14 protein-coding genes are annotated in these 18,210 nt (G+C 43.2%); 9 read left to right on the top strand and 5 right to left on the bottom strand.

Annotated features, from left to right (window positions below):
* Positions 1-606 precede the first annotated feature (606 nt).
* Entirely contained in the window at positions 607-1,884 is a 1,278-nt protein-coding gene (locus tag MKY77_RS21390) for an IS110 family transposase (protein WP_342515391.1), read from the top strand.
* A gap of 389 nt (positions 1,885-2,273) precedes the next feature.
* A complete protein-coding gene (locus tag MKY77_RS21385) occupies positions 2,274-6,461 on the top strand; it encodes a 5'-nucleotidase C-terminal domain-containing protein (RefSeq protein ID WP_339147709.1) in 4,188 nt (1,395 codons plus the stop codon).
* A 404-nt stretch (positions 6,462-6,865) separates the two neighbouring features.
* Here the strand turns inward: MKY77_RS21385 and MKY77_RS21380 are convergent, their stop codons facing one another.
* Positions 6,866-7,858 (bottom strand): iron-siderophore ABC transporter substrate-binding protein, encoded by a 993-nt coding sequence (locus MKY77_RS21380; RefSeq protein WP_339147708.1) that lies wholly within the window; start codon positions 7,856-7,858, stop codon positions 6,866-6,868.
* A 179-nt stretch (positions 7,859-8,037) separates the two neighbouring features.
* Between MKY77_RS21380 and MKY77_RS21375 the strand changes: the two genes are divergently transcribed.
* The 5 genes from MKY77_RS21375 to MKY77_RS21355 are packed head-to-tail and all read left to right on the top strand — an operon-like array spanning position 8,038 to position 11,977.
* Positions 8,038-9,042, top strand: a complete 1,005-nt coding sequence (locus MKY77_RS21375; protein ID WP_339147707.1) for an iron ABC transporter permease — start codon at positions 8,038-8,040, stop codon at positions 9,040-9,042.
* Positions 9,039-10,094 carry an iron ABC transporter permease gene (locus MKY77_RS21370; protein WP_339147706.1) on the top strand — a complete coding sequence of 352 codons (1,056 nt, stop codon included), beginning with the start codon at positions 9,039-9,041 and terminating at the stop codon, positions 10,092-10,094. The genes MKY77_RS21375 and MKY77_RS21370 overlap by 4 nt, the downstream gene beginning before the upstream one ends.
* 17 nt (positions 10,095-10,111) lie before the next feature.
* Positions 10,112-10,930 (top strand): ABC transporter ATP-binding protein, encoded by an 819-nt coding sequence (locus MKY77_RS21365; RefSeq protein WP_339147705.1) that lies wholly within the window; start codon positions 10,112-10,114, stop codon positions 10,928-10,930.
* On the top strand, positions 10,927-11,679 hold the full coding sequence (locus MKY77_RS21360) for an IucA/IucC family C-terminal-domain containing protein (RefSeq protein ID WP_339147704.1): 753 nt from the start codon (positions 10,927-10,929) through the stop codon (positions 11,677-11,679). Before MKY77_RS21365 ends, MKY77_RS21360 begins: the two co-directional genes overlap by 4 nt.
* A gap of 46 nt (positions 11,680-11,725) precedes the next feature.
* A complete protein-coding gene (locus tag MKY77_RS21355; protein WP_237663124.1) occupies positions 11,726-11,977 on the top strand; it encodes a YusU family protein in 252 nt (83 codons plus the stop codon).
* Between the two features lie 590 nt (positions 11,978-12,567).
* On the opposite strand, the gene MKY77_RS21350 is transcribed toward MKY77_RS21355, so the two are convergent.
* The 3 genes from MKY77_RS21350 to MKY77_RS21340 all read right to left on the bottom strand — a co-directional run bounded on the left by MKY77_RS21350 (position 12,568) and on the right by MKY77_RS21340 (position 14,043).
* Positions 12,568-13,209: a hypothetical protein gene (locus MKY77_RS21350; protein ID WP_339147703.1), complete on the bottom strand. Its 642-nt coding sequence runs from the start codon at positions 13,207-13,209 to the stop codon at positions 12,568-12,570.
* A 197-nt stretch (positions 13,210-13,406) separates the two neighbouring features.
* Positions 13,407-13,745, bottom strand: a complete 339-nt coding sequence (locus MKY77_RS21345) for a spore coat protein (RefSeq protein WP_339147702.1) — start codon at positions 13,743-13,745, stop codon at positions 13,407-13,409.
* Between the two features lie 16 nt (positions 13,746-13,761).
* The gene (locus MKY77_RS21340; RefSeq protein ID WP_339147701.1) at positions 13,762-14,043 is read right to left on the bottom strand and encodes a hypothetical protein; all 282 of its coding nucleotides are present in this window, start codon (positions 14,041-14,043) and stop codon (positions 13,762-13,764) included.
* Positions 14,044-14,443: 400 nt separating this feature from the next.
* Between MKY77_RS21340 and MKY77_RS21335 the strand changes: the two genes are divergently transcribed.
* A complete protein-coding gene (locus MKY77_RS21335; RefSeq protein ID WP_339147700.1) occupies positions 14,444-15,361 on the top strand; it encodes a proline dehydrogenase in 918 nt (305 codons plus the stop codon).
* A gap of 39 nt (positions 15,362-15,400) precedes the next feature.
* Here MKY77_RS21335 and MKY77_RS21330 read toward each other — a convergent pair whose 3' ends face one another.
* Complete coding sequence (locus tag MKY77_RS21330; RefSeq protein ID WP_339147699.1) at positions 15,401-15,547, bottom strand: YuzL family protein; 147 nt, start codon at positions 15,545-15,547, stop codon at positions 15,401-15,403.
* Positions 15,548-15,782: 235 nt separating this feature from the next.
* Between MKY77_RS21330 and MKY77_RS21325 the strand changes: the two genes are divergently transcribed.
* Complete coding sequence (locus MKY77_RS21325; protein WP_339147698.1) at positions 15,783-18,167, top strand: 3-hydroxyacyl-CoA dehydrogenase NAD-binding domain-containing protein; 2,385 nt, start codon at positions 15,783-15,785, stop codon at positions 18,165-18,167.
* Positions 18,168-18,210 lie beyond the last annotated feature (43 nt).

The raw sequence follows: 18,210 nt of genomic DNA, 5'->3' as shown, positions 1-18,210 counted from the left end.
CTCCCGCAGGAGTCTACGCTCCTTTCACTGCGATCAACGGGGAAACTATAACTTCAAATGACTTTGTCTACACACTGAGAAGCACACTTATCGGTGTGCTTCTTTTATTTACAAACGTTTCTATTTCTCTCGAGATTGATGGGGGAGTGCTGGAATTCAAAAATCACTAGATATAGGTGACCGTTTCTCTCATGCTAGCTGAGGGGATGGTTTTTTATTTCAGATATTACAACTCAATATTGTTAATATATCCCTTAATGTGACAAAAAACCTATTATTCTGATTATTTTTGAAACTATTGGACTATTCAGTGTAGCAAATTAGGTTAATATGTCGTATGTCCACTTTAATGAACGTCCTGCATAATATAGTTGAAGTTGTTAGACTTTAAAGAATTTTTACAATTGCTTTACTGCAAAACAACAATGCGTTTACACAGTTCACGTATATTGGGAAAGTGTACGACGTCCAACTATTATAAAGGAGCATTCCTGTTAGAAGGATTTTCGGGGACTTGAACAAAAAAGAGCCCTCTTGGTATGATACGGGGTGTCAAATCGTGCACCGAATTGACCCCTAACTTAGGTAACCAAGGAGGACTCCAACATGGATTTTAAACAAAATCAGAAGATAAATCAAGTCACCGAAAATACACTTGTAGTCGGAATCGATATTGCAAAGCGGAAACACTTCGCCTGCTTTGTCGATGACCGTGGGCGTGTGCTTCAAAAATCTTTTTCGGTATTACAGTCTAGCGACGGTTTTGATCGTTTTTACGAGCGTATTTTGGCTGCCATGAAAGAATACGAAAAGACGGAGGTCATTGTCGGGATTGAACCTACCGGCCATTACTGGCTTAATCTAGCCTATTTCCTTGAGGAACGAGGCATTCCCCTGGTGATGACCAATCCTATGCACGTTAAGCGGTCAAAAGAATTGGATGACAACTTGCCAACCAAACATGACCGTAAAGATGCGTTAGTTATCGCTCGCCTGATTAAAGATGGACGCTTCAGTTATCCTCGTATCCTAAAGGATGTGGAGGCTGAACTCCGTGTGGGTTCAACGTTCAGAAGCAAGTTGACAGAGGAACTGGGTGCCGTCAAAAACATGGTCATTCGCTGGCTGGATCGCTATTTTCCTGAGTTCACCCAGGTCTTTCCGACATTCGGAAAGATGGCAATGGCTGTCCTGGAGTGCACACCATTTCCGGCCGATCTTCATCAGAAACAACCGGATGAAGTATTGGCACTTTACCGTAAGGTCGAGGGGCTCAAATCCCCCCAAAGGCCGAAAGCCATACGACTGATAGAACTCGCTTCAGACTCGATCGGGGTAACAGAAGGACGGGAGATGGCCCGTATGGAAATTGCCACACTCGTTCGCCGTTACCACCAGTTAGAACAAGAGATTGAAAGCATTACGCAGCACCTGGTTGAACTTATCCAAACATCAGTAGAATACGAATGGCTCTCAACGGTTCCTGGACTTGGAGATACCACGATTGTCGATTTACTAGCTGAAATCGGAAGCTTTTCTCACTATGAAGATCCACGCCAACTAATCAAACTCGCGGGATTGACATTACGGGAAAATTCCTCCGGCCAGCACAAAGGACAAAAGCGAATCTCCAAAAGGGGCAGAAGAAAGCTTCGTTCCCTCCTATTCCGAGTGATGATGCCGATGATTCGCCATAATGAAGCTTTTAAAAGGCTCCATGATTACTACACAAACCGTAAGGATAATCCGTTACGCAAGAAGCAATCCATCGTGGTCCTATGCGGAAAACTCTTAAAAGTTCTCCATGGAATCAGCACGAAGCACAAAGCGTTTGACGCAAAGCGAATGATGAGGGATATTCCTAGTCTCGCAGAGGCTATGTAAAGTCCTGCATCCCCTTTAAAGACCTAGACAACAGGATGACACGGAGAAGCTGGCACTATTTTTTCCATTCGACCTCGAGTCCCTAAAGGAGCTTCGCTAGCCTCTGCCTTATGACTAGACCGAACGAAGGAATGTAGGCACACTGATGCCCAGAGACATGGGAGGGTACGTCATCATAAGCTACGCAGAGATCCATTGTGCATCGTATATCCAATGATCACTACTTTACCATCATTACCCAGTAGTGACCGCGTAGCGTACCCACCAAATGTAAGAGAATCACAAATTTATTAATATCTGTTAGGGAGTATGTCGAAAAATATTTTTTTGACATCCCACCAACGGGTCAAACCGTTGATATATCAATATTTATAGAGGGAGGAAAACAAATGCGACATCATTCTAAAAGAGTTGTCATGATTCTATTAGCTTTCATATTAGTATTCTCTAATCTTTTGCCAGCTATGAACATTACAACTTATGCGGCAGAGAACCAATCAACGGCTATTACAGTGGAGCAAGCAATTGCCAATAATAGCGGAACGGCGAATGTAGAGGGGTATATTGTGGGGACGGTTGTGTCCACCAATAATTTTGATTTGGAAGCTCCATGGGCCCAAGCTACTAATCTAGCATTTGCAGACTCCCCGAATGAAACAGACATTAGAAAAATGCTACCAGTCCAACTACCTAATAATTCAATTAGGACAGCACTAAACCTTGTTGATAATCCGGGTAACTACCACGCAAAAATTCAAATTACTGGTTCACTTGAAGCGTATTTTTCAGTACCAGGTTTAAGAAGCCCAACCGCTTTCACCATCATCGACGGCGGCCAGGACCCTGTACCTCCAGCAGAACCGGAACTAATCACACTTGCTGAAGCGCGCACGAAAAATGTAGGACAAGAAGTCATCGTTCAAGGTGTTGTCACAGCAGACAATGCAGCAATTGGCGGTGGGAAGCTATCCACTTACATACAAGATGAAACAGCGGGGATCAATTTGTTTTCCAATAGTTTATCAGGTTTCCCTAACCTTGTAGAAGGGCAAAAAGTAGAAGTGAGAGGGAAAATCGCCCTTTATAACGGTCTGCTTGAAATCATGCCGAATTCCAATGGCATAGAAATTTTAGCAGAAAATGAAGCACTTCCAGAACCAACACCTATTACTATTGAAGACCTTCAATCTGCAACTGTGGCGGAACCTTTAGAGGGCCAGCTTGTAACAGTAACAGGTTATGTATCCAACAAGCCATCTTCTCCGGCTGGTGGCGGATATAATGTAACATTGACGGATAATGATTTTAACTCCACTACATTACGTGTGATGGAGGGTACGAATGCGATTGATGCATTGGAAGCAGGTAAGTGGTATGAGATTACTGCTATCCTTAGCCAATACAATACCTATCAAATTTTACCGAGAAAAGCGTCCGATATCGTATTGGCGTCAGAACAACCTGAACCACCAAGTGCAGCTGGGGAATATCCTGCGGTTGTAGAGCGTGTAACGGATGGCGATACGATACGTATCACATCTCCATTATTCGGTTCTCAAAGCGTTCGTTATGTAAATATCGATACGCCGGAAACCTATCATTCTATCAGAAACGACCTTGATCAGAATCAGATGGATCATGGAAAACGTGCCACAGAACACATGCAATCTTTATTAAAAGCCGGTGATGAAGTTATTTTAAAAATCGGCGATGAGCCTACTGACAATTACGGACGGATTTTGGCTCAAGTTTTACGTAAAGAAGACCGTTTGAACACTAACCTTGAAATGGCAAGAGAAGGTTTCGCAGTGACTTATTTCATCTGGCCGATAGGTCCGGAAGAGGAGTATAACGAATTCCAGGCTGCCGTGAAGGAAGCGAAGGATGCGGGGAAAGGAATCTGGAGCGAAGAGGATCCATTACTTGAGCTACCAACATTCTTCCGTGCACGCTATGAAAATAACCCATTAAACAAACCGGTTGGAAACTCTGATACAAAAGAATATGTACAGCCTACTGAATGGGAAAAGGTACCTGTTGAGAAGCGCATCTTCTTCTGGAATGAAGCGGAGGCACTGGCAGCTGGTTTCACACTCGCTGAAGATGGAGAAGAACCGAATCCAAATCCAGGCGAGCTAGTGTCCGTGCAACTTCTAGGAATGAATGATTTACACGGTAAAATTGATCAAACATATGATTTATCAAGAGACTATGGCATTGCAGCTGCAGGCCGCATGGATTATGTATCCGCTTATTTAAAAGACCGTAGAGAACAGAATCCAAATACTTTAATCGTCCATGCTGGTGACATGATCGGAGGAAGCTCCCCTGTTGCGGCATTGCTTCAAGATGAGCCGGTTGTTGAAATCATGAATGAAATCGGATTTGATATTGGTACTGTCGGAAACCATGAGTTTGACGAGGGTACAGAAGAATTCTTACGTATGGTAAATGGCGGAGACCATCCGGAAGGTAAAGGAACAGAAGGTTATCAAGGGATGAACTTCCCGAATGTTTGTGCCAACTGTGTTTGGAAAGACTCCGGTGAAACCTTCCTGCCTCCTTATGAAATTTTAGAGGTTGGCGGTGAACGAATCGGCTTTATCGGTGTAAACACAACAGCGACATTGAATATGGTAATCCCGGATGGCATCCAGGATATCACGTTTACGAATGAAGTACAGGCAGTCAATGAAGCGACTGATGAATTGAAAGAGCAAGGAATCAAAGCGATTGTGGTACTTTCCCATATGCCGGCATCCCAATCAGGGGAAACGGCTACTGGGGACGCGGCAAACCTTGCGAAGAATGTGGATGATGAAGTGGACGTTATTTTTGCAGCACATAACCACGAAATCGTAAATGCAATGGTGGACAACAAACTGATTGTCCAAGCATTGGATTATGGAAAAGCATTTTCTGCAGTAGACCTTGAAATCGATCCGGAAACAGGCGATATCGTAAACAAGGAAGCAGAAATTGTATTCGTTGATCAAAGCAAAATGGATCCAGATCCAGTTGTAACGGAAATTCTTGCAAACTATGAAAATCGCATTGCGCCTATTTTGAATGAAGTGGTCGGATTTGCGGAAGTAGCAATGGAAGGCGGATATGGCGTTCGCGGTGAGGTTGGCGATAATGCTCTTGGAAACCTTATTGCAGATGGCATGAAAGCAGAAATGGATGCGGACTTTGCCTTGATGAATGGCGGCGGAATCCGTGACAATCTAAATCAAGGGGACATCACTTGGGGCGAGTTGTTTAACATCCAGCCATTTAACAATGTGTTAATGAAGCTTGAGATTAAAGGTGCAGATCTGTATACAATCATGAATGCACAACTTCAGGCTCCATATGGACCAGACTACAGTATTGCTGGTTTCCACTATACGTGGGATGGTTCCACTTACAAAGTGGTAGATATCACTTTCCCTGACGGAACACCAATCGATAAGGAAGCAACATATACGGTTGTAACAAACAACTTTATGGCAACGTCCACAGGAAGCAAGTATCGTCCTATCGGAGAACTTGGCAAAAACCCTGTGACAGGACCGGAAGACTTAGAAGCAACAGTGAATTTTGTTCGCAGTTTTGACGGACCAATCAACTATGCAGCAGAAGGGCGCATCTCTGAAGTGGGCGAGCCTGGCGGCGACATCGGGACAGTGACGATCGCAGAAGCTAGAGAAGCTGCAAACGGCAGTGTGGTAACGATTGAGGGTGTGGTTACGACAATTTCTGGTGCATGGGGCCAAAAAGGATTCTATGTACAGGATGAAACAGCTGGAACGTACGTATTCCAAAACGCTGAGGATGTAGTTCCAGGTGATGTGGTAAAAGTGACAGGTACCGTCGGCTCTTATAATGGTGAGTTCCAGATCGGTTCTTTGACTGCATTTGAAAAGACTGGCACTGCTGATGTACCTGCAGCTCAAGTGGTGACGCCAGCAGAACTTGGCAGCTCGAACGAAGGGGAGCTAGTATCTGTTGAGGGTGTGGAAATTTCAGAGCTTAAGAGCGTTAATAATTTTGGTACTTTTGAATTTGTGGCAACGAAGGATGGAGAATCTGTAGTGGTCCGTGTGGATAACCGTACTGGCCTAGTATTCAGTGACTTCACCTTTGAAAATGGAGACCTGGTTACTGTGACAGGTATTTCCGGGAACTTTAATGGAGTGATTCAACTTAAGCCTCGTGGCGTAGCTGATATTGTGGAATACGAGGAAGACTCCTACGAAGAGCCGGAAGTGAAGTATACGGTTGAGAACAGATTCCTTGATGCAAAAGGAAAAGAGTTGAAGAAACTTGAAAGCAAGTCTGATGTAACAGTCAGCACTACGATTGCTAACCATGTTCGCGATACTCGTGAGTTCACGGTTTCTGTGGAGTTAGTGGACAAGCATGGCAGAGTGAAACATTCTTCTGAAGAAGCCTATGAAGTGACAGGAGAGAGTGAAGAAGTGTTTAATGCGGACGTTGCAATTCCTGCCAACCATACTGGTCAACGCTATACGCTGACGGTAGTGGTGAAAGATGCGGAAGGTACCGTAGTGGAGAGAAGTGAGATTCAATAGTATTGTAAGTTAATATGTTTGCAGGAGGGGGCTCTCGGGTCCTCTTTTTTTTGGTTTTGATTGACCACAGAATTTTGGGAATAGGAAGGGGTTGTCGGAGGAGATGCACCATAAATGTCCGTTTACTTGAATTTATCACTTGTACGGACTCCAAAAAGCTTAGAAAACAAGGCTCTGTTAAACACCACTGTTGATTTCCGCACTAGGCTTCGCTTTCCTAGGGGCGTTTGGGGAGCCTCCTCGGCTTGCGCCTGCGGGGTCTCCCCTAAAACGCTATCTCCCTCAGGAGTCTTCGCCTATTGCTCCAATCAACAGCTAGGTTGCTACAAAAAACAAAAGTATGCTTTTACAGAACCAAAAACAAAAAAAGAGCCGGCACACAACAAGTGCCAGCTCCCTCAATATTACTCTTCCCCTAAAAACACGTCTTCAATATCATCCAACATGATGTTCGCTGCAAGTACGCCACCAGCAGTGTTCCATACAGCATCACTTACTTCATGCACATTACCTGCTTTTGCAACTTCCAGGTTGTTAAATAGAGGATCCTCCAACCATTCGTCTTTAATTTTAGTCGCTTCTCCATCACCAGTTTCATAAGAGAAGTGGAACAAGATGTCGCCATCCATGGCAGGGATTCTTTCTTTTGTTGCATTCATTTCAGCAAAGTCGTCAACATTTTGAGATTCTGGACGTGCAAATCCAAGCTGATCTAGAATGATTCCAGAGAAGGAATCTTTATGATAGATACGAACATCTCCAGCAGTGAAACGAACAATCGATACTTCCTGCTCTTTCTTTTCACCAAGCTGCTCGCTCATTTCAACAACACGTGCATCAAAGTCATCCATCACTTTTTTACCTTCTTCTTCTTTGTTCAATGCTTTAGCGTAAAGCTGGAAGTTTTCTTTCCAATCTCCCTTTAACGTTTCAGCAAAAACAGTTGGTGCAATAGCATTCAGTTGCTCATACACGTCTTCTTGACGAAGTTTGTTACCGATAATCAAATCAGGCTGTAGTGCAGCAATCGCCTCAAGGTTTACCGCGCTTTCTGTCCCAACCACTTCAACGCCATCCATGTCTGCTTTGATATGATCATACCAAGTGTCACCTAACCAAGATTGAACAGCTCCGACAGGTTTTACACCCATGGAAAGCAATGCTTCTGTACCTTCATTTGTTAAAATGACGACACGCTCAGGAGTTCCTTCGATTTCAGCTGTCCCCATTGCATGCTCCACTTTATAAGCTGTTTCCTCAGAAGGTGCCTCTCCGTCGCCAGAAGCATCTTTCTCTTGACCACCATTGTTAGCAGTGTTGCCAGAGCAAGCTGCCAGCACAAGGGAAGTAACTAAACTAAGCAAAAATAATGTGAAAAACTTTTTGTTCTTTAACATATATGTAGCCTCCGTATAGTATTGATAATGATTTTCATTCACAAGATAAATAGTACGCTTGATGAGAAACGTTGTCAATAACTTTTGAGAATGATTTTCAAAGTCATTGACACTTCCTCCTAATTCTCCTAAACTTATAAGTGGATAAAAAGTTATATATAGATAGAAGGTACACAATTATGTTACTCCAAAAAAATAGCCATAAAATACTGGGATTGATCATAGGAGTAATTCTATTATTCTTCAGTTTTGTGGCAAGCATCATATATGGATATACAAATACGAGCCTGTCACTTGCGATTGATGCATTCCGCAATTTTGATGGATCCAATGAGCATATCATCATTCAATCTGTTCGCCTTCCTAGGGCGATCATAGCCGCCATAGTAGGCGGAAGCCTGGCAATTGCCGGCCTATGGATGCAGGCATTAACCAAGAATCCATTGGCATCCCCGGGTATCTTCGGTATTAATGCGGGAGCAAGCTTTTTTGTAGTGGTGGCGGTCTCTTTTTTCTCTGTCACCTCGTTGCAAACATACACCTGGCTTGCTTTTGCGGGAGCCGCACTTGCTGCATTCGCCGTATACTTCATCGGCTCCATTGGCCGGGAGGGTCTGACCCCTATGAAGCTTACACTTGCCGGGGCTGCTTTCGCTGCTATGTTCTCCTCACTTACACAGGGGTTGCTTGTTGTAAATGAGACTGCGTTGGATCAAGTGCTTTTCTGGCTTGCTGGTTCTGTTCAGGGGAGAAGCCTCAATATGGTTTACGCGGTTCTTCCTTATATAGCGGTTGCTTGGATTGCCTCCTTCTTTATAGGAAAAAAGATCAACCTGCTTGCAATGGGGGATGATGTGGCAACAAGTCTTGGAGTGAAAACAGGCATTGTAAAATTAACGGCAGCAGTCATCATCATCCTCCTTGCGGGAGGTGCGGTTGCCATTGCAGGACCCATTGTCTTCATCGGCATCGTCATTCCGCATGTTGCGCGCTACTTTGTAGGGAACGATCATCGCTGGCTTGCTCCATACTGTGGGATTCTAGGAGGCATTCTCCTGTTGACGGCGGATATTGGTGCTCGTTATGTCATCATGCCTCAAGAGGTCCCAGTCGGTGTCATGACAGCCATCATTGGAACTCCATTCTTCATCTACATTGCACGAAGGGGGTTCCATGGAAAATGAAGAATTACAAAACGTTTCGACTAGGAAAAGATAACTTATCCTTTTTTATAGATAAAAAAGCGATTCTCACCATTGTCAGTTTAGCACTGGCTGTAATCGCCCTTTTCATCTTAAGTACAGGGATGGGGGACATGAAGATCTCGCCTTGGAATGTCATAAAAGTATTCTTTGGTCAAGGAGACTCCATGGAAACGCTAGTTGTCCAATCATTCAGGCTACCACGGATCATCATTGCGCTGCTCGTCGGAATTTCGCTTGCGGTTGCCGGTGCCATTTTACAGGGCATAATTCGGAACCCGCTCGCATCTCCTGATATTATAGGATTGACTGGCGGTGCTTCGACAGCGGTTGTCTTGTTTCTAGCTCTTTTCAGTGATAGCAACAACTCTTTGACTGTTAGCATCCAATGGCTGCCATTAAGTGCATTTGTCGGCGCGACGGCCATCGCGATCATTGTTTATTCCCTTGCATGGAAAAACGGATTATCACCGATTAGGCTAGTGCTGATCGGCATCGGGATTTCCACGTTAATGCAGGCATTGACTACGTTATTCATGTTACTTGGTCCCATTTATCGAGCAAGCCAAGCGAACATTTGGATCACTGGAACAGTATATGGCTCGAACTGGAGTCATGTAAAAATATTATTGCCTTGGACTGTCCTGCTTGTTATCGTCAGCATAATGGCAGTAAGGCAATTGAACATACAGGAACTTGGAGATGAGGTGGCAACAGGAGTTGGCGGTGCTGTCAACAAGCACAGAATGGGCCTTCTATTTCTGAGTACGGCATTAACAGGTGGAGCGGTTGCTTTTGCAGGGGGCATTGGATTTGTTGGATTGATGGCTCCCCACATTGCCCGCAGGCTAGTCGGCTCTTCTTTCGGAGTATTGATTCCAACATCGGCATTTATCGGAGCATTTCTTGTCATGCTCGCCGATTTGATCGGCCGAACCCTGTTCTCACCACTTGAAATTCCAGCAGGTGTATTTACCGCATCAATCGGAGCGCCATACTTTATTTATCTGCTTTACAAAACGAGAAATTCTTAACGAGAGGTGGAAGTAACATGCATGCATTAGAAACCCAGTCACTTACATTATCCTATGGTGAATCCATCATTATAGAGGAATTAGATCTGCAAATCCCTAAAGGGGAGATTACGGTCTTTATCGGTGGAAATGGCTGTGGAAAATCCACCTTGCTTCGTTCGTTAGCTCGTTTGTTAAAGCCAAGTCAAGGAAATGTGCTCCTTGAAGGAAAGGCGATATCTGGCCAATCCACAAAGGACATTGCCAAACAACTTGCCATCCTTCCACAAGGTCCGACTGCACCGGAAGGGTTATCCGTGCTTCAACTGGTAAAACAAGGAAGGTATCCATACCAGTCGTGGTTAAAGCAATGGTCAGAGCATGATGAGAAGGTGGTCTGGGACTCCCTTCGTGCAACTGGCATGGAGGAATTGGCAGAAAGAACGGTCGATTCCTTATCCGGTGGGCAGCGTCAGCGCGCATGGATTGCCATGACACTTGCCCAAGAGACGGATGTGATCTTGTTGGATGAGCCGACAACTTATCTGGACCTTACTCATCAAATCGAAATACTAGATTTGCTTTTCGAACTGAATGAAAAAGAAAACCGTACTATCATCATGGTGCTTCATGATCTTAACCTTGCTTGCCGCTATGCACACCACTTAGTTGCCATCCGTGATAAGCAGATTTATGCTCAAGGCAAGCCGGAGGAAGTAATTAACTGTGACCTTGTGAAAAATGTTTTTGATATGAATTGCCAGGTTACAACAGATCCGCTTTTTGGCACACCATTATGCATTCCGCACGGTCGCGGTAGATGCCTAGTGCCTAATTTGGAAGGGCTGAGAGCATGATGAGTACACTGACTCAACAGGAATTTCGTTTTCTGGAAGAGAGCTGCCGGTTTGTAGCAGGGGAGGCAGAAGTGGAAGATACCATCTCCCTTCATTCCCTTATCCATGATGGAACGGAAGCGTATTTGTTGAAGGTGCAGGATGCTTTGGGGACAGATGAAATGGACGTTGCAGCATCACTTCTCATGAAAAGGCTCGGCTTCCTTGCCGTTAATTGCCTGCTCTCGATGTCAGCATTCAATAAAACCCTGAAGGTAGACCCTTCTACTATCTGGATTGATTCTTATATGGAGAATGATGTTTGGCTTCCGAAGCTTCGTTATACGAAGGTCCAAGCGGTTGAGGTAACGGCATTTAATACTCGCGAGGAATGGAGAGTACAACATTTCAAAGAGCTATTCCACGATGTATTTGCCCCGCTCATTCAACGTATGTCCAAAGTGGCGAAGGTATCCCGCCAAACTTTATGGGAAAATATTGTGCTTTATATCTACTGGATGTACGAGTCCATCCTGCAAAACCTGGAGCTGGATACACCATACCAAGAGGAAGATTTTAAAAGCTTACTGGAGGCCGACCCGGCATTATTCGGAATGAAAAGAAATCCAGCCGCAACGTTTTACAAGCCAAAAACGTTTGTGGAACAGCACCAAGCAGAGATGAGAATGCGAACAACTTGCTGCTACTATTATAAAACCAATAGCGAGGGTGCACGTTGCTCGACCTGTCCATTGAATTGTAATGTGTGATTGACTTCACTATAATGGAACAAAAGCTTGAGGGGAGGTTCGGCAGATGAACGAAAAACTCGAACAGCAGTTGGATGGGTTATTGGAGAAATACACAGAACTTCTTTTAGGAGAAGCGAATGAGGAGCACAAAGAAAATGTGAAAGCATGGGTGCTCTATACATATATCGCAAAATCAATGCCACCACTTGTGAAGCATTGGAATGAGCAATATCCGGACGCCAAGCAGGACATGATGACATTAATCAAAGAAATCAAAGAACTGAATGATGCCCACCGTGCGAAAAGCGGTAAATGAGGAAGAGCCTTGAATTGCTATCTTGCAAATCAGGGCTCCATTACTTTAATGCCCTGTTAAACGCAGCTGTTGATTTCCGCAATAGGCTTCGCTTATCCAGAGGGCGACCTTGAACCTCCTCACAACGCTTCAGGGGTCTCAAGATTGTCGCTACTCTCCCACAGGAGTCTACACCTTTTGATCCAATCAACAGCTGGAAACCTGCTCATTATCAACAAGAAACTTTAACAGAGCCTACTTTATAGTTTGCGAAGTATCCACGCCTTGTAAATTAAATATTTCCATCATAAAAGACCATTTGTCCAATCTTAGCAAAATTCACAATCTGGGGAGGGAATAGCCAACTTCAGTTGGATATCATGAAAATTTGAAGGATATCATGAAAATTTGAAGGATATCATGAAACTCTGAAATATATCATGAAAATTCGTAGGATATCAGGAATTCCCACGATAAATCATGAAATTCTTCATTTTATCAGGAAATCGACAAGAACCGCGCCATTTCTACCGCCAACCATCTCCCACTCCTTCCACCAATACCCCCGCCCAACATCCATCGCATTTCGTATTTCGGGCTTTTTTATTTGGCTACAAACAAAGCTCTTTATCCTCACTTACACCCCTTGAACACCTTTCACGTACTTCCGCCTTCTCCACATACCAGAAGTCATTTTCTTTCAACATCGTCAGCTTTATATCACTTCCGGAAACAGAATCATCATGCATTCCATAACTCATTATGTATCCTTCCGCTTTATTCTCATCCAAATCAATCCTAGTGTTAATTTCCCATACATCCATACCAAGTCCATAACTGATTTCTACATCCAACATCCATGCATTCATTAACAGTCCTGGAGTTTCCCAAATTTGATTGGCAGTCCCCAGAGCCTCATCAAATTCTCCAACCCACTCTCGCCAATTTGTAACGTCTTTTTTCCAGCCGTTCTCTTCTGCCATAGAATGATCGATTAAGTAATCCCAAAGTTGTGCATCAACATCTCGCCATAAACGAGGAACTTGATCTTTAGGAATCGTGAAGAACTCCCCAGTCTCCTCTTCTTCAGGCTTTTGGGAAACTGTCTCTAATTCCATTTCTTTATCCTCTAGTTGTGCATAGACTTCCGCTATTTCCTTTTCTAACTCTGCAACTTTTTCTTGATGACCGTCTGAATTAGAGCATCCACTTAACAAAACTCCTACCAAAATCAGAGAAATTAAAAGTTTCACCAAATTCACCCCTAAAATAAATGCAATTTGTTTAATTTTACCACAACAAACGCCAAGGAATTATGTTAATTAGAAAGGTTCGTGTTTCGGAAAATATTGAGAAGGGTAGAAGGGAAGATACGATTTTGCATGGACATAAAAATACCAAAAAACAACGGATGATACTGAATGTGTCAGCTCACCCGTCGCTTTATTATTTATTGCATCATTCCATTAGTGCCATAAGGAAACTGGTTCGTGTAGCCTTGGAACTGCTGATATTCCTGCTGTAACTTCATCTGATCGGCAGGCTCTAGTCCATACCAGCCTTTTTGGAACATCAAATTGTATAGCTCACGCTGACAGTTCTGCGTTTCATTGAAGATCGCTAGCAAATCGGTGTAAATCTGCTGGTTGCTTGCTTCATTAAGTGCGGTGCTATAGGAAGCGGTCATGTATTTCTCTGTCGCCAGCATATCATTGATGAAGTCACGCTCATTCATTTGAGGTGTTTTGGCAACCTGTGTTTCAGGATTCTGTATTTTTTGCTGATTCATGAAGTACCCTTCTTTCTTATTGGAGTGGCTGCTGTTGCTGCATTTGATTTTGACCCTGAATGTGAGTCAAAATCTTTTGATAATGCCTCTGATGCATTTGGCCTGCTTTTTCAATAGCATTCACAACTTCTTGATCCTGACATTGACTTGCAAAGAAATGAGCTTTTTTCATCGCAAGTAAATTCCATGAAAGCATATCTGCAAAGTATAAGGAATCTTTTGTCGTTACGACGTTTGGCGGTTGCTGATAAAAGCCGGGCTGTTGAGTAGTATTTTGCTGTGGTTGTTGCTGTTGCATACAACGACCTCCTATCATAATCTATCAAATGTAGCGTAACCGTTAAGCAGGAAATTATGTATGAATCGGGAAAATCATCGACACTCATGATGTTTAAAATAACGACAGCAAACAACACTATTTCCCGACAAATAATTTGTATTCAAATATTTGAAAAGATGATAAAATGAGGGTGTAATTTTATTTTTACACTCAATGAAAGCGTTTACTATAAAGCTCTTTTCATCAAGATTTGTTGCTGTTATGGAGTACAAAGTCGTTATTTTAACTTTTTATTTCATACACACTCTAAATATGGCATGGAATGCATATTTCGTAACAATGAAAAGAGCGATAATTTTAGAAAAATAGCACAAAGCAATCGGAGAGGGACACCAAGAAAAGCGGGAGGAATAACAAAATGGAACAAGTAATGCGCAATACATTTTTATATTTATCCAAGAATAAGGCATTAACAAAAATGGCAAGAAAATACGGATTACGTTGTGGTGCTGGGAGGTTTGTCGCTGGGGAACGGATTGATCAAGCAGTAAAATGCATCCAGGAGCTCAACCAAAAAGACCTATGTGTCACCATCGACTATTTGGGTGAATTCATTGATACCGAAGAAGAAGCAAATGTAATGGCAGACAACTCCATCGAAGCCATTCGTGCAATCGGCACCGAAAACCTGGATTCCCAATTGTCATTAAAAATGACTTCCATGGGACTGGATATTTCAGACGATGTGGTTATGCGAAACATGCGCAGAATTCTTGATGCGGCAAAGGAATATGGAGTATTCGTCACCATTGATATGGAAGACTACTCACGCTGCGGAAAAACAATTGAGATCTTTAAAAAGTTAAGAGAGGATTATGACAATGTTGGAACAGTCATCCAGTCCTATTTATACCGTACGATCAAGGACATGGAAGATCTTAACCAATACAGTCCGAACCTCCGTCTTGTAAAAGGTGCTTATAAGGAGTCACCGGAAGTTGCCTTTCCTGAGAAAAAAGATGTGGATGACAATTTCAAAAAAATTATCGAGATGCACCTATTGAACGGAAACTACACAGCAGTTGCCACCCATGACGATACCATGATTGAATATACAAAAGATCTAGTCAAGAAACACGGTATCTCAAAGGATCAATTCGAGTTCCAAATGCTATATGGAATCCGCCCGGAGCGCCAGTTAGAGCTAGTTAAAGAAGGCTACAAAATGCGTGTTTACGTTCCATACGGCACAGACTGGTACGGATACTTCATGCGCCGCCTGGCAGAACGTCCTGCAAACGTCGCATTCGTACTAAAAGGAATCATCAAGAAATAAGAAAGAGCGTGCGAACAGCACGCTCTTTTCGTATATAAATCAGTCTTGCATGTTATGTTTCCCGTACTGCTGATTGTTGCTCGTTTTTTTCCCGCTATAGTCCATTTCCACGGTAGGACCAGCGTTTCCTTTTACACTTGCCGCACTTTTTGCAGCATGAGAAGGTTGTTTTTTCATTTTTGCCATGATGTCTCACCTCCACCTCTTCATTTTTCCCACGCTAAATAGCAACATGCAACAGACATTAGAAAATAATATGGTAAATTCCGATTTATTTATTGCGAAAATTTTCAAAATACTTTATAGTTAAAACCAAGGGAACTCTTGTAAAGGAGATATTTTTTTGCGGTAAAAATGAATGAGCATTCATTCAAAAAAACTATCACTAACCATTAAAACCAACTATCAAGGGGGAGGAAGAATGAAACAAAGTATTAAAAAGGCTGCTGTAATTGGATCTGGGGTTATGGGATCCGGCATTGCCGCACACTTAGCAAACGTTGGCATTCCTACAATCTTGTTAGATATCGTTCCTAACAAATTATCGAGTGAAGAAGAACAAAAAGGCTTAACACTCTCTGATAAAGCAATCCGAAACAAATTTACAAATACAGCTTTACAAAAATTATTAAAGCAAAAACCAGCTCCACTTACATCCAAATCCAACCTTGCTCTAATTGAAGCAGGAAACCTAGAAGACGATATGGAAAAGATTGCAGATTGTGACTGGGTAATTGAAGTAATCGTCGAGAACCTGGAAATCAAAAAGCGACTTTTCGAAAAGGTAGACGCACACCGCAAGCCTGGAAGCATCATCAGCTCCAACACATCCGGTATTTCCATTGAAGCGATGGCAGAAGGACGCTCCGAAGATTTCAAAAAGAATTTCCTTGGAACACACTTCTTTAATCCACCACGTTACTTGAAATTGCTAGAAGTGATACCGACAAAAGCTACGAACCCGGAAGTCGTGAGCTTCATCAAATCTTTTGGTGAAGATGTTTTAGGAAAAGGGATCGTACTTGCAAAGGATACGCCAAACTTCATTGCCAACCGCATCGGAACATATGGATTACTTGTAACGGTGAACGAAATGCTCGAGGGCGGCTATAGCGTCGGTGAAGTGGACTCTGTTACAGGTCCTGCAATCGGCAGACCGAAGAGTGCAACCTTCCGTACACTTGATGTTGTTGGGTTGGACACATTCATCCATGTAGCCAACAATGTGTATGAAAAAGTGGAAGGCAAGGAACAAGAAGTATTCCGAATTCCTGACTTCATGAACAAGATGAAGGAAAAAGGTTGGTTGGGCTCCAAGTCCGGTCAAGGCTTCTTCCTAAAACAAGGAAAAGAGATTTTGGAACTTAACCCAGAAACATTGGAATATAACGCACGTAAAAAGTTGAAAACTCCTGCGCTTGAAATGAGCAAACAAGCAAAAGGCTATAGCAACAAAATGAAAGCGCTTGTATATGCCGACGATCGAGCAGGAAATCTGATCTGGAGTATTCTTGCACCGGTATTAAGCTATTCTGCCGAGTTACTTGGTGAAATCGCCGATGATATCGTGGCAATCGACCAAGCAATGAAATGGGGCTTCGGTTGGGACCATGGACCATTTGAAACATGGGATGCCATCGGTCTGGAAGAGTCGGTCATGAAAATGAAAGAAGACGGAATTCCGGTTCCAAAATGGGTCGACGAAATGTTAGCCAGCGGCCACCGTACTTTTTACAAAAAAGATGGCGGAACAACCCTCTTCTATGATAACGGGACATACACTGCCCTTGAAGTAAATCCAAAAGTAGTCCACTTGAAAACACTGAAAGAAACAAAGGGTGTGATCAAGAAAAACTCAGGAGCAAGCTTAATCGACCTTGGGGACGATGTGGCATTACTTGAATTCCAATCACCGAACAATGCGATTGGGCTCGATATTATCCAGATGGTGAATTACGCGCTTGAGGAAGTGGATAAGAACTACAAAGGGCTTGTGATCGGAAATCAAGGCAAGAACTTCTGTGTAGGGGCAAACCTTGCCATGATCCTTATGGAAGCGCAAGACGATAATTATTTTGAAATAGACATGGTTGTAAAGCACTTCCAACAAGCCATGATGAAAATAAAATACAGCTCCAAACCGGTTGTCGCAGCGCCATTTGGCATGACACTTGGTGGTGGAACAGAAATCTGCTTGCCAACTAGCCAACTGCAGGCATCCAGTGAAACGTATATGGGTCTTGTAGAAGTTGGAGTAGGATTGATCCCTGGTGGAGGTGGAAATAAAGAGCTATATATCAAGCATTTAAACAGCATGCCACAAGGACTTGAATATGACCTGCAAAAGGTTGCGAACAAAGTATTCGAACAAATTGCGACGGCAAAAGTCTCCACTTCCGCAGCTGAAGCAAGAGATCTTCACCTGCTGAACAATAAAGATCAAATCAGCTTCAACGGCGACCACTTAATCCATGACGCGAAGCAGGCGGTAACAAGTCTCTATGATGCAGGTTACACAGCGCCTGTTCGCAGGAAAGTCCCTGTGGTTGGGGAAACAGGCTATGCAACTTTAATGCTTGGAGCACACAATATGCACTATTCCGGATTCATTTCCGAACACGACTTAAAGATTGCCAAAAAGCTTGCACATGTTATCGCGGGTGGAAATGTACCGTTCGGAACGGAAGTGGATGAACAGTACCTACTCGATCTTGAGCGAGAAGCATTCCTAAGCCTAGTTGGTGAAGCAAAATCCCAACAACGCATGCAACACATGCTAGTAAAAGGAAAACCATTGCGTAACTAAACTAATAATCATCTTAAAGATAAAGATAAGGTTCCTAGCTGTT

Origin of the sequence: Sutcliffiella sp. FSL R7-0096, from assembly GCF_038595065.1 — a bacterium.
Taxonomy (GTDB): domain Bacteria; phylum Bacillota; class Bacilli; order Bacillales; family Bacillaceae_I; genus Sutcliffiella_A.
The sequence above is the reverse complement of the archived record's forward strand: the minus strand, read 5'-3'. Positions and strand labels throughout refer to the sequence as shown.